The sequence below is a fragment of the Halomonas sp. A29 genome, assembly GCF_046723295.1.
GTDB lineage: Bacteria > Pseudomonadota > Gammaproteobacteria > Pseudomonadales > Halomonadaceae > Halomonas.
Genome location: NZ_JAXQPR010000011.1, coordinates 69239 through 82205 on the forward strand (window position 1 = coordinate 69239; position 12967 = coordinate 82205).

Consider the following 12967-nt stretch of genomic DNA (forward strand, 5'->3'; position numbering starts at 1 on the left):
TCTAGAGGAGCGATACCATGAGTGGCACCGTGATCACCTACGGCACCTTCGACATGTTTCATATCGGCCACCTCAACCTGTTGCGCCGTCTGTCTGAAATGGGCGATCGCCTGATCGTGGCGGTCTCGACCGACGAGTTCAATGCCGGCAAGGGCAAGAGAACCCTGATCCCCTTCGAGCAGCGTGCCGAAATCGTTCGCTCCATTCGCTACGTGAGCGAAGTCATCCCCGAGACGCGCTGGGAACAGAAAGTCGAGGACGTCCAGCGCTATGGGGTGAGCACCTTTGCTATCGGCGACGATTGGCAGGGCCATTTCGACTTCCTGTCACCCTATTGCGAGGTGGTCTATCTGACACGTACCGAGGGCGTCTCGACTACCGACCTCAAGCGCTCCCTGAATCGCTTCTGCAGCGTATCCCGAGAGGATCTGCTGCGTGCCTTCGACGTTCTCGAGGCGCTGCGCAAGGACTTCGGCTGACTCCGATTCTGCGGCCGCCGGCCGGTAAGTGCCCCATCTGACAAAACCGCTACCCTGTGCGTAGCGGTTTTTTCGTTTCAGGCGTTGAGATGTTGGAAGTCTTACACTGAATGTTATATTTTTCACATTCGTGCAGCCTTCCCACTGCGCTGACATCACGACAACCAGATGCGGTGGATCCTGGCATACCGCCGCCGGCACGAAAGGAAGGAACCATGACCGCCATCATGAGCCTGGTCGGCATGGCGACGCTGATCGCCATCGCTCTCGTTTTTTCTAGCAGCCGGCGTGACATTCGCCTGCGAACCGTGGGCGGTGCCTTCGCCATCCAGGCCGGCATTGGCGCCTTCGTCCTCTACGTGCCGTTCGGCCAGGCGGTGCTGCAGACCATTTCCGCCGGCGTCAGCCAAGTGGTGATGTACGCCAACGACGGTATCGACTTCCTCTTCGGTGGGCTGGCCGATACCGGCAATGTCGGTTTCGTCTTTGCCATCAAGGTATTGCCGGTCATCATCTTTTTCTCCTCGCTGATCGCCGTGCTCTACTACATCGGCATCATGCAGTGGGTGATCCGAATCCTCGGCGGGGCGCTGCAGAAGGCACTGGGTACCTCACGTACCGAATCGCTCTCGGCCACCGCCAACATCTTCGTCGGCCAGACCGAGGCGCCGCTGGTGGTGCGCCCCTTCATCGCCCGCATGACTCCTTCGCAGCTGTTCGCGGTGATGTGCGGCGGGCTGGCCTCGGTGGCGGGCTCGGTGCTGGCCGGCTACGCGGCGTTGGGCATCCCCATGGAGTACCTGGTGGCGGCCTCGTTCATGGCGGCCCCCGGCGGGCTGTTGTTCGCCAAGCTGATCATGCCCGAGACCCAGCAGCCGGTGGATGACACCGAGGAGGCCAACCAGGTCATCGAGGAGGAGGACAGGCCAGTCAACATCCTCGATGCGGCGGCGACCGGGGCCACCTCGGGGCTGCGCCTGGCGGCCAACGTCGGCGCCATGCTGCTCGCCTTCATCGGCCTGATCGCGCTGATCAACGGCATGCTCGGCGGTGTGGGTGGCTGGGTCGGCGTCGAAGAGCTGAGCCTGGAGCTGATCCTGGGCTGGCTGTTCGCACCGCTCGCCTTCGTGCTCGGCGTGCCCTGGGCGGAGGCCACCTTGGCCGGCTCCTTCATCGGCCAGAAGCTGGTGGTCAACGAGTTCGTCGCCTACATCAACCTGGCACCCTACATCGACGGCGATTCGCTGGTAGCGAATACCGGCCAAGTCATGAGCGGGCATACCGTGGCGATCCTCTCCTTCGCCCTGTGCGGTTTCGCCAACTTGTCTTCCATCGCCATCCTGCTTGGCGGCCTGGGCAGCATCGCTCCCAGCCGGCGCCACGATATTGCTCGCTTCGGCGTCAAGGCGGTGCTGGCCGGCACCCTCTCCAACCTGATGTCGGCGGCGATCGCCGGCTTCTTCCTCGCTCTGGGCGGGGTGATCTGATGGCTGCTGCCAACGACTTCTTGATTCCACAGGTAATACCATGACCGATCTACAGCAGGCCGCACGCCAGGCCCTGGCGCTGATGGACCTCACCAGCCTCAACGACGACGACAGCGACGCCGTCATTCGCGAACTGTGCGGTCGTGCTAATACGCCAGCGGGTCATCCTGCGGCGGTGTGCATCTACCCCGCTTTCATCGAAACCGCCCGTGAGGCGCTGGCCGGGCAGGGCCTGGCCGGCAAGGTGAAGGTCGCTACGGTGACCAACTTCCCCCACGGCGAGGCCGACATCGAACGCGCTGCGGCCGAGACCCGTGCGGCCATCGCCGCGGGGGCCGACGAGGTCGACGTGGTGTTTCCCTATCGTGCGCTGATGGCGGGCGACGCCGAGGTCGGCCAAGAGCTGGTTGCCGCCTGCAAGCGCGAGTGCGGCGACGCCGTGCTCAAGGTGATCCTCGAGACAGGTGAACTCAAGGGCGCCGGGCTGATCGACCGTGCCGGCATGCTCGCCATCGACGGCGGCGCTGATTTCCTCAAGACCTCCACCGGCAAGGTGAAGGTCAACGCCACCCTGGAGGCCGCCAAGGTCCTGCTCACCGCGATCAAGGCGAGCGGGCGCGACGTGGGCTTCAAGGCCGCCGGCGGCGTGCGCACCGCCGAGGACGCCGCCGCCTACCTGCAGCTTGCCGAGCAGGTGATGGGAGCGGATTGGATCACGCCGGCGCACTTCCGCTTCGGTGCCTCGGGCCTGCTCGGCAGCCTGCTCGAGACCCTCGGTGTCGGGGAAGACAAGGGCTCGACGGAGGGCTACTGATGCCGGCACGAGCACTGCCACAGGAGCTGATCCGCGCCAAGCGCGACGGCGAGGCGCTCTCGCCCGAGGCGATCCGTGAGCTGGTGGGTGGCATCAGCGACGGCAGCCTCTCCGACGCCCAGGTGGGGGCGCTGGCCATGGCGATCTTTCTCAACGGCATGAATGCCGCCGAGACGGTGGCGCTGACCGAGGCGGTGCGCGACTCCGGCGAGGTGCTGGCGTGGCGCGGCTTGGGCCATGATCTGGACCTGCCGGGGCCGGTGCTGGACAAGCACTCCACCGGCGGCGTGGGCGATCTCGTCTCGCTGGTGCTGGGGCCGTGGATCGCCGCCTGCGGCGGTTTTGTGCCGATGGTCTCCGGCCGCGGCCTGGGCCACACCGGCGGCACCCTGGACAAGCTCGAGGCGATTCCCGGCTACGACATCGCGCCCTCGCGGGAGCGCTTTCGTCGCCTGGTCAAGGAGGCAGGCGTGGCTATCGTCGGCCAGACCGCCGAGCTGGCGCCGGCCGACCGGCGGCTCTATGCCATCCGCGATGTCACCGCCACGGTAGAGTCGCTGCCGCTGATCGTCAGCTCGATACTGGGCAAGAAGCTCGCCTGCGGCCTCGACGCCCTGGTAATGGACGTCAAGAGCGGCAGCGGCGCCTTTATGCCCACCCATGAGGCCTCGTTCGAACTGGCGAGTACTATCGCCGAGGTGGCGAGCCGTGCCGGTACGCCCACCACCGCGTTGCTCACCGACATGAGCCAGCCGCTGGCGCCCTGCGCCGGCAACGCCGTCGAAGTGCGCGAGGCCATTGACCTGCTCATCGGCAAAAAGCGGGGCGGCCGCCTGCTTGAGGTGACCCGCGAACTCGCCGCCGAGCTGCTGTTGGCCGGCCGGCTGGTTGAGAGCCGTGATGCAGCCATGGCCCTGTTGGACGACCGGCTTGCCAGCGGCGCCGCCGCTGAGCGCTTCGCGCGAATGGTGACGGGCCTGGGCGGCCCCGCCGACCTACTCGAGCGCCACGACCGCCACCTGCCCCAGGCCCCCATCGTGCGCCCCGTGCATGCCGAGCGCAGCGGGCGGGTCACGCGCATGGACACCCGTGCCGTGGGCCTCGCCATAGTTGCGCTGGGCGGGGGGCGCCGTGCACCAAATGACGCCATCGATCATGCCGTCGGGCTGACCGGCATCGCCGCCCTCGGCGAGACGGTCGACGGCGAGCGCCCGCTGGCCTGGGTGCATGCTCGAAGCGAAGCCGACGCCGAGCGTGCCGCCATGCAGCTGCTTGCCGCCATCGAAGTGAACGACGTCGCCGCCGGTGACGTCAGATTGCCTACACTCATTCAGGACGTGATCCGTCGGGAGGCGCCATGAATCGCGCCATCGTACTAGTACTCGACTCCTTCGGCATCGGTGGGGCGCCGGATGCGGTGAACTTCGGCGACGCCGGAGCCGACACCCTGGGCCATATTGCCGGCGCCTGTGCCCGCGGGCAGTGCGACGGTGCCGGTCGCAAGGGCCCCCTCGCGCTGCCCAACCTGGGCCGGCTGGGGCTGTTCCACGCCCACCGCGAGAGCACCGGCGCCTGGGCCGAGGGCGTCGAGCTGCCGGCCGAAGTGGTCGGCGCCTACGGCCACGCCCGCGAGATCTCCTCGGGCAAGGACACCCCCTCGGGTCACTGGGAGATCGCCGGCGTGCCGGTACGTTTCGACTGGGGCTACTTCCTCGACCGCGAGGAGAGCTTTCCGCCCGAGCTGCTAGCAGCGCTGATCCGCGAGGGTGAGTTGCCCGGCGTGCTGGGCAACTGCCACGCCTCGGGCACCGAGATCATCGCCCGGCTCGGCGAGGAGCACGTGGCCAGCGGTAAGCCCATCGTCTATACCTCGGGCGACTCGGTGTTCCAGATCGCTGCCCACGAGGAAGCCTTCGGCCTCGAGCGGCTCTACGCCCTGTGCGAGACCGCCCGGCGACTGCTCGAGCCCTACAATATCGGTCGGGTGATCGCGCGGCCCTTCGTCGGACAGGGCGCAGATGACTTCGCCCGCACCGCCAATCGCCGCGATTACAGCGTCGAGCCGCCCGCACCCACGGTGTTGCAGAAGCTCGAGAGCGAGGGCGGCGAGGTGATCGCCATCGGCAAGATCGCCGATATCTATGCCCACTGCGGCATTACTCGAACGATCAAGGCCAGCGGTCACGACGCGCTGATGGACGCCACCCTGGCTGCCCTGGATGAGGCCGGCGAGCGCTCGCTGGTGATGACCAACTTCGTCGACTTCGACACTCTCTACGGCCACCGCCGTGACGTGGCCGGCTACGCCTCAGCCCTCGAAGCTTTCGATGCGCGGCTGCCCGAGCTGCTGGCCAAGCTGCGCGACGACGACCTGCTGGTAATTACCGCCGACCATGGCTGCGACCCTACCTGGCACGGCACCGACCACACCCGCGAAAGGGTACCGGTGCTGGCGCTGGGCGCGGGGCTCCCGCCCGGCTCGCTGGGTGCACGCGACACCTTCGCCGACATCGGCCAGAGCCTGGCGGTGCATCTGGGGCTTGCGCCCATGGCCGACGGCACGAGTTTTATTTCCAAGCCACTCCCCAACGACCCTCTCGCTGCCTAGGAGCCTCGACATGGCGACTCCCCATATCCAGGGCGAACGCGGCATCTTCGCCGACACCGTGCTGATGCCCGGCGATCCGCTGCGCGCCAAGCACATCGCCGAGACCTTCCTCGAGGATGCCCGCGAGGTGAACAGCGTGCGCAACATGCTCGGCTTCACCGGCCGCTATCGCGGTCGCGAGATCTCGGTGATGGGACACGGCATGGGCATTCCGTCGGTTTCCATCTACGCCAAGGAGCTGATCACCGACTATGGCGTGAAGCGTTTGATCCGGGTCGGCTCCTGCGGCGCGGTGCGCGACGACGTGGCGGTGCGCGACGTGGTTGTCGGCCTCGGCGCGAGCACCGATTCGGCGGTCAACCGCACTCGCTTCATGGGTCACGACTTCGCCGCCATCGCCGACTTCGAGCTGACCCGCCATGCAGTGGATGCCGCCGCAGCCCAGGGCGTGGCGGTGAAGGTGGGCAACCTGTTCTCGGCGGATCTGTTCTACAACCCGCAGCCCGAGCTTTTCGAGCTGATGAAGCGCTACGGCATCGTCGGCGTGGAGATGGAAGCGGCGGGGCTCTACGGCGTGGCGGCGGAGTTCGGCGCTCGGGCGATGACCATCTGCACCGTGTCGGACCATATTCTCAAGGGCGAGTCGCTGCCCAGCGAAGCCCGCGAGCGTAGCTTCAACGAGATGGTCGAGGTGGCCCTCGAAGCGGTACTGCGTGACGACGCGGCGGGGGCGGTATGAGCGACATCGACGCGGCGATCGTTGGCGCATTGATCGCGGTGCGCGGTAACGCCTATGCGCCCTATTCGCAGCATCCGGTGGGCGCCATGGTGGAGAGCGAGAGCGGCGCGCGCTTCTACGGCGCCAATGTGGAAGTGGCCCACTACAAGGGACTGTGCGCGGAAGCCTCGGCTATCGCCGCCATGGTCAGCGCCGGCGAGCGGCGACTGCGTCACGTCTACGTGATCGGCCCCGGCGAGCACCTGTGTTCGCCCTGCGGCGACTGCCGCCAGCGCATCCGCGAGTTCGCCGACGCCGCGACACGCATCCATGTGGTCGACGCCGAGGGCCGGCTGCTCAAGCGCTACACCATGGAACAGCTCCTGCCCGATGCCTTCGGGCCGGAGAATCTGGGTCTTTGAAAGCCTAAGGAAGCACTGAACAAATCGACGAGCGAGATGAAGCGCAAGGCGCCCGGAGCACAGGAACCGGAGCATATGGGGTATATGTGAGGATTCCGCGCACCGCGCAACGCAGCGATTCGCTCGCGCAGGCATTTGTACGGTGTTTCCTTACTCGCGCAGCTCGATGCGTTCGAAATACGGCCTCAGGCGCCTGACCAGGCCGGCGAGCATGGCCCGCGGCGGGGCGTTCTCCACCGGCTGGCAGTAGGCCGGATCGAGGCACTGGCGGGTGCGGGCCACCTGGATGGCGTAATGGCGCACGCCGCAGTCGGCCAGGGTCAGCGCCAGGCGCTCCACGTCGGCCAAGTCGAAATCGCGCCAGTGCACGGTGGTGCGGCACTCGAAGGCCACACCGCTGTCGAGCAGCGCCATCAGGCTCTGGCTATTGCGCTGCCAGATGCCGGGGCGCCCGCAGATACGGTCGAAGTCGCCCCCGCGTCCTTTCACGTCGAGCCCCACCCAGTCGAGCCACGGCAGCAGCCGCGAGAGCCGCGCCGGGTAGGGGCCGGCGGTGTGCAAGCCGACCTTGAAGCCCATCGCCTTCACCTCGCGGACTGCCGTCGGCAGCGCATTGTGCAGGGTCGGCTCGCCGCCGCTGAACACCACCGCCTCAAGCAGCCCTCTTCGCTCCTCGAGAAACTCTCGTACCGCCTGCCATTCACTCTCGTCGCCGCGGCGCGGTGGCATCATGTGCCCATTGTGGCAGTAGCCGCAGCGCAGCGGGCAGCCCTGCAGGAATACCACGCAGGCCAGGTGATCCGGATAGTCCAGCGTTGTCATCTGGGTCATGCCGGCGATGGGCAGGCGAATGCCGTCGAGAGGCTGGTGTGAGGACGGGTCGAGGTCGGTGGCGATCATCGAGAAGCTCCTTACCCAACTGAGGGCTCATGCCGGGCGCAGGGCCCGGCCGCTCAGTCGGTCGAATGTCAGGGCGTCAGGGCGGCGGCCCGTTCGGTGAAGTGACGGCGCTCGCGGTGCTCGGAACGCTTGCCGACGTTGAACTGGCTGACCGGGCGGTGGTAGCCCATCACGCGGGTCCATACCTCGCAGCGCTGGCGTTGCTCGGTGGGCAGGGTATCGATGTTCGTCATGGTTTGGCTCCTTCCAAAGGGTTGATGACAGCGGTTAAAAACGCTCAGGCCGGTACGGCCGCGGCGCGTCTTGCCAGCAGTGCTTCGTCGCACTTGGGGCAGAACTCGTGTTCGCCGGCCAGGTAGCCGTGTACCGGGCAGATCGAGAAGGTCGGCGTCACGGTGATGTAGGGCAGGCGGAAGCGCGACAGCGCGGTGTGCACCAGCTTGCGGCAGGCGGTGGCGCTGGAGAGCCGCTCGCGCATGTAGAGGTGCAGCACGGTGCCGCCGGTGTAGCGGGTCTGCAGCGGGTCCTGGTGGATAAGCGCCTCGAAGGGGTCGTCGGTATGCCCCACCGGCAGCTGGCTCGAGTTGGTGTAGTAGGGCGCCTCTGGCGCCCCCGCCTGCAGAATGCCGGGGAAGCGCTCGGCGTCGGCGCGGGCGAAGCGATAGGTGGTGCCCTCCGCCGGGGTCGCCTCCAGGTTATAGAGGTGGCCGGTCTCGGCCTGGAATTCCTGCATCCTGGCGCGCACGTGGTCGAGCACCTCCAGGGCTAGCTGGCGCCCTTCGGGGACGGTGATGTCATAGCGGTCGTCGCAGAAGTTGCGCACCATCTCGTTGAGCCCGTTCACGCCCAGGGTGGAGAAGTGGTTGCGCAGGGTGCCCAGGTAGCGCTGGGTATAGGGGTAGAGCCCTTCGTCCATCCACTGCTGGATGCGCTCGCGCTTGAGCTCCAGGCTGTTGCGGCCCAGCGCCAGCAGGCGGTCGAGCTCGGTGAACAGGCCCGCCCGGTCGCCGGCGAAGCGGTAGCCCAGCCGCGCGCAGTTGAGCGTCACCACGCCCAGCGAGCCGGTCTGCTCGGCGCTGCCGAACAGGCCGTTGCCGCGCTTGAGCAGCTCGGAGAGGTCGAGCTGCAGGCGGCAGCACATGGAGCGCACCATGTGCGGCTCCAGGTCGGAGTTGAGGAAGTTCTGGAAGTAGGGCAGGCCGTACTTGGCGGTCAGTGCGAACAGCCGCTCGGCGTTGTCGCTCTCCCAGTCGAAATCCGGGGTGATGTTGTAGGTGGGGATGGGGAAGGTGAACACCCGTCCCTGGCGGTCGCCGGCCTCCATCACCTCCAGGTAGGCACGGTTGAGCAGGTCCATCTCCGCCTGCAGCTCGCCATAGGTGAAGGGCTGCTCCTCACCGCCGACGATCGGCACCTGGTCGCGCAGGTCCGCCGGGCACACCCAGTCAAAGGTGAGATTGGTGAAGGGCGTCTGGCTGCCCCAGCGCGACGGCACGTTGAGGTTGTAGATGAACTCCTGGATCGCCTGCTTCACCGCGGCAAAGTCGAGGCCGTCCTTGCGCACGTAGGGGGCGAGATAGGTATCGAAGGAGCTGAAGGCCTGGGCGCCGGCCCACTCGTTCTGTAGCGTGCCGAGGAAGTTGACCATCTGCCCAAGCGCGCTGGAGAGGTGGCGCGGCGGTGCGCTCTCGGCGCGCCCGGGCACGCCGTTGAAGCCCTCGATCAGCAACTGGCGCAGCGACCAGCCGGCGCAGTAGCCGCACAGCATGTCGAGATCGTGGATGTGCAGGTCGCCCTCACGGTGGGCGGCGCCGACCTCGGCCGGGTAGACCTCGTCGAGCCAGTAGTTGGCGATCAGCTTGCCCGAGACGTTGAGGATCAGCCCGCCCAGGGAGTAGCCCTGGTTGGCGTTGGCGTGCACGCGCCAATCGGCGCGTTCGAGGTACTCGTTGACGGTCGAGGCGACGTCGATGCGGCGCGGGCCGGCCTGGCTTGTGGGGGCGTTCACCGTAATCTCCCTATATGTGCTGCCGTTTGGTGTTTCTATACACAACATATGGTGTGTGAAGGCTAGTGCCTTCGGCAGCGGGAGAACATGATCCAAGTCAGAAAAAGGCCAGTTGGATCCGTGGGGAACGATGAACCCCGCCGATTGGCGGGGCTCGAACACGGCCGCAAAGGCGCTCATCGCGGGCGGCTCAGCCGGCGGGCAGCCGGCTGTTGTCCATACCCGGTCGGCCGAACCAGTAACCGTCGCATACCTCGGCGTCTACCAGGGCCAGTGGGTCGGCGGCGGGCAGCTCGCCGCGGCGTGCGGCGTCGAAGGCGGCGACCACCTCGGCCATGCCCTCGGCGCGGGGGCTCAGGCGCGCCACGGCTACGCCCATTGCGGCCATGTCGCTGACCTCGTGGCGCAGGTCCTGGCAGGCGCCGGAAAGCGTCTGAATGCCGTTGAGGGTGAACACTTCCTTGGATTCCTGGGAACGCAGCGCCAGGCCCTCGGGATACTTCTGGCACACGAACATGCAGCGATCCTTGGGCTTCTGGTGGCGCCGGGCGGTGAAGCAGCGCGACGACCAGGCCAGTGGCAGGTGGCCGTAGGCGAACACCTCGCAGGGCTGGTCGAGCCCTTCGGCTTTGCTGTCGGCGAGTAGCCGGGTGAGATCGCTGCGCGACATCTCTACCGGCGCCTGCCAGCGGCGCATGCCGGCGCGGGCCATCACGCCGATGGAAGCGGGGTTGTAGAGGTTCAGTGCGGCGCCGGCGACGAAGGGCAGGCGGGCGGCAGCCAGGCGCTGCAGGGCGCTCTGGTCGTTGGCCTCGATAGTGAATTCGCCGTTGTCGCACAGCTTGCGCAGGTCGCGCAGGTCGGCTTCTGACTCGATCAGCGTCTGGCTCGCCAGCACTACCTGCTTGCCGCTCTGGGTCAGCTCTCGGCCGATGCCGAGCCAGTCGTCGAGCTTCATGTCGCGGCGGCGCGAGCAGACGGACTCGCCCAAGGTGACGATCTCCACCGGCCAGCCGGCGGCTTCGCGATAGAAGTCGGCGTAGCGCTCGCGGGTCCAGTAGAACAGCACCGGGCCCAGGGCGAGCTGCAGGGAATCGGATGACATGAAACCTCCTATTTCCAGCGGCGTTCGTAGGCGCCCAGGGTGGTGGTGGCGCCCTCGGAGACCTCGCCGAGGCCGGCCATCCAGGCGGGGTCGGGGTGGAAGCGCTCCGGCGCTCGCTCCAGGCGGTCCAGTGCCTGGCGCCAGATGCTGGCCACCTTCGATACGTAGGCCGGGCTGCGCTGACGACCCTCGATCTTCACCGCGCTGATGCCCAGCTCGCGCAGCTCCGGCAGCAGTTCCAGGGTGTTGAGGCTGGTGGGCTCCTCGATGGCGTGGTAAGTCTCGCCGCCGACCTCGAAGCGTCCCTTGCACAGGGTCGGGTAGCCGGCCCGCTCGTCGTCGCCGTATCTGTCGATCAGCACGCCGTTCAAGCGCGACTCCAGTCCTTGGGGCGTCTCCTCCCAGCGCACATGGGCCGCCGGCGAGCAGACGCCGCGGGTGTTGGGCGACTCGCCAGTGAGGTACGACGACAGGTAGCAGCGCCCCTCGGCCATGATGCACAGGCTGCCGAAGGCGAACACTTCGAGTTCCACCGGGCTCTGCTTGGCCAGATCGCGAACCTGGGTGATGGAGAGCACCCGCGGCAGCACGGCGCGCTTGATGCCGAACTGGTCGTGGTAGAAGCGCAGGGCCTCGTGGCTGGTGGCCGAGCCCTGCACCGAGAGGTGGCGGGCGAGGTCCGGGTAGCGCCGGGCGGCGTAGTCGAGCAGGCCCATGTCGGCCATGATCAGGGCGTCGACGCCGAGCTCGGCGGCCTTGTCCACGGCGTGGGTCCACTGGGCCCAGCCGTCGGGTTGCGGATAGGTGTTGATGGCGCAGAATACCCGCTTGCCGCGGGCATGGGCGTAGTCGATGCCTTCGCGGGCGCGCTTGTCGGTGAAGTTGAGGCCGGCGAACTGCCGGGCATTGGTGGCATTCTGGAAGCCGAAGTAGACGGCATCGGCGCCTTCATCCACCGCCCGCTTCAGGGCCGGCAGGTTGCCGGCCGGGCAGACGAGCTCCATGTCGCTCTCCTCGCAGTCTGGGTAAACCCGACCATGCTAGTCGACTACGGGAGAGCGGCTTTTGATGAGGGTCATGGCGAGGCGAATTGGGCGGCGAATGCAAGCCTTGGCGCCCTGGACAACCAGGGCGCCAAGGCATCGTCAGGCAGCGACGAGAGGGTGCGACGGGCCGAAGTGCTCGAAATGACGACGGCCTTCGTCGACGCCCAGTTCCGCCAGCGCCTGGTTGATGGCACTCATGAAGCCCTGCGGGCCGACGAAATAGCAGCGTGGCGAGCCCACAGGCAGATAGCGTGCGAGGAGCTCGCGGTCGATACGTCCGATATGGTCGGCGGTGCTGCCTCGCTCGTGAACCGATACGCTCGTGAGCCGGTTCGGATGTTGTCGCTCCAGCGCGGCGATGTCGTCACGAAAGGCGTGGTGCTCGGCGTCCAGGGCGGCATGCAGGTAGACCACTTGGCGTCCTTGGGACAGCGCCTGCTTGGCCAGCGGCAGCATCGGCGTCTGCCCCACGCCGCCGCTGGCCAGCAGCAGCGGTTCGTCACCCTCTGCGAGGACCAGCTCCCCGGCCGGGGGCAGCAGCTCCACGCCATCTCCTACCGCCAGGACGTCATGGAAATGACGGCTGACACGACCTTCGGCCTCGCGCTTGATCGAGATCCGGTAGCTGCGGCCATTGGGTATGTCGGAAAGGCTGTAGTGACGATAGACCGGCTCGCCCTCGACGGTGAGACGTACGCCAATGTACTGGCCGGGCTGATGTTCGGCGACGGGGCCGCCATCCTCTGGTTCCAGTACGAAGGAGCGTATCACCGCGCTCTCCTGGCGGGTCGCGGCGATGCGAAAACGACGCAGGCCGCGCCAGCCACCGGGCTGCCGGGCGAAGTCGCGGTAACGCCGCTCTTCGAGTTCGATCAGCAGGCCGGCCAGCTCGTCATAGAGCGAGCCCCAGGCATCCGCGATTTCAGGCGTGAGGGCATCGCCCAGTACTTCGCCGATGGCGGCCATCAGGCACTCGCCGACGATGGGGTACTGGTCGGGCTGGATGCCCAGCGACACGTGTTTCTCGACCACGATGCCAAGCACTTCCCGCGCTCTGGCGGGGTTCTGGCGCAGCTGCACGTAGGCCAGCACGGCACCGGCCAGGGCACGCTGCTGCGCGCCGCTCTGCTGGTGGGCGGCGTTGAACAGCGAGGCCACGCCGGGATAGCGCGCGAACATCAGCGGATAGAAGCGCTGCGTGATGGTGTCGAGATGTTCTGCGACCACCGGGGCGGTGGCTTCGATGAGCTGCTCCTGCTGCTGGGTGAGCATGCGTCTCTCCTTCGTCGGGGGGGATTTTTTTAATGTGTATGTAAAATACATCTTTAGTCCCGAGCCAGCCTGAGGCGCATTGTCGCGGTGCTTGTCGCGGGCTTTCCA

The 12967-nt window shown here is 66.9% G+C and carries 13 protein-coding genes; 7 read left to right on the forward strand and 6 right to left on the reverse strand.

The annotated features are described in order from the left end of the window. Positions 1-17 precede the first annotated feature (17 nt). The 7 genes from SPH52_RS19260 to cdd all read left to right on the forward strand — a co-directional run bounded on the left by SPH52_RS19260 (position 18) and on the right by cdd (position 6528). Positions 18-479, forward strand: coding sequence for an adenylyltransferase/cytidyltransferase family protein (locus SPH52_RS19260; protein WP_411796682.1), 462 nt, complete (start codon positions 18-20; stop codon positions 477-479). A 215-nt stretch (positions 480-694) separates the two neighbouring features. After that, the gene (locus SPH52_RS19265; protein WP_411796683.1) at positions 695-1966 is read left to right on the forward strand and encodes a NupC/NupG family nucleoside CNT transporter; all 1272 of its coding nucleotides are present in this window, start codon (positions 695-697) and stop codon (positions 1964-1966) included. Positions 1967-2006: 40 nt separating this feature from the next. After that, entirely contained in the window at positions 2007-2780 is a 774-nt protein-coding gene (gene deoC / locus SPH52_RS19270; protein ID WP_411796684.1) for a deoxyribose-phosphate aldolase, read from the forward strand. After that, positions 2780-4141: a thymidine phosphorylase gene (gene deoA / locus SPH52_RS19275; protein ID WP_411796685.1), complete on the forward strand. Its 1362-nt coding sequence runs from the start codon at positions 2780-2782 to the stop codon at positions 4139-4141. Before deoC ends, deoA begins: the two co-directional genes overlap by 1 nt. Then, a complete protein-coding gene (locus SPH52_RS19280) occupies positions 4138-5388 on the forward strand; it encodes a phosphopentomutase (RefSeq protein ID WP_411796686.1) in 1251 nt (416 codons plus the stop codon). The genes deoA and SPH52_RS19280 overlap by 4 nt, the downstream gene beginning before the upstream one ends. Before the next feature lie 10 nt (positions 5389-5398). Then, positions 5399-6127, forward strand: coding sequence for a purine-nucleoside phosphorylase (gene deoD, locus SPH52_RS19285; protein ID WP_411796687.1), 729 nt, complete (start codon positions 5399-5401; stop codon positions 6125-6127). Then, positions 6124-6528 carry a cytidine deaminase gene (gene cdd, locus SPH52_RS19290; protein ID WP_411796688.1) on the forward strand — a complete coding sequence of 135 codons (405 nt, stop codon included), beginning with the start codon at positions 6124-6126 and terminating at the stop codon, positions 6526-6528. Before deoD ends, cdd begins: the two co-directional genes overlap by 4 nt. Positions 6529-6678: 150 nt before the next feature. On the opposite strand, the gene SPH52_RS19295 is transcribed toward cdd, so the two are convergent. From SPH52_RS19295 to hmpA, 6 genes are all read right to left on the reverse strand, one after another. After that, positions 6679-7428, reverse strand: a complete 750-nt coding sequence (locus tag SPH52_RS19295) for an anaerobic ribonucleoside-triphosphate reductase activating protein (RefSeq protein ID WP_411796689.1) — start codon at positions 7426-7428, stop codon at positions 6679-6681. 68 nt (positions 7429-7496) lie between these two features. Beyond that, positions 7497-7661, reverse strand: a complete 165-nt coding sequence (gene nrdD / locus SPH52_RS19300) for an anaerobic ribonucleoside-triphosphate reductase (RefSeq protein WP_066447604.1) — start codon at positions 7659-7661, stop codon at positions 7497-7499. A gap of 44 nt (positions 7662-7705) precedes the next feature. Beyond that, positions 7706-9436, reverse strand: coding sequence for a ribonucleoside triphosphate reductase (locus SPH52_RS19305; protein WP_411796690.1), 1731 nt, complete (start codon positions 9434-9436; stop codon positions 7706-7708). Positions 9437-9626: 190 nt separating this feature from the next. Then, the gene (locus SPH52_RS19310) at positions 9627-10541 is read right to left on the reverse strand and encodes a U32 family peptidase (protein WP_411796691.1); all 915 of its coding nucleotides are present in this window, start codon (positions 10539-10541) and stop codon (positions 9627-9629) included. Between the two features lie 8 nt (positions 10542-10549). After that, on the reverse strand, positions 10550-11545 hold the full coding sequence (locus SPH52_RS19315) for a peptidase U32 family protein (protein WP_411796692.1): 996 nt from the start codon (positions 11543-11545) through the stop codon (positions 10550-10552). Between the two features lie 141 nt (positions 11546-11686). Continuing rightward, a complete protein-coding gene (hmpA, locus tag SPH52_RS19320; RefSeq protein WP_411796693.1) occupies positions 11687-12859 on the reverse strand; it encodes an NO-inducible flavohemoprotein in 1173 nt (390 codons plus the stop codon). Between the last annotated feature and the right edge of the window lie 108 nt (positions 12860-12967).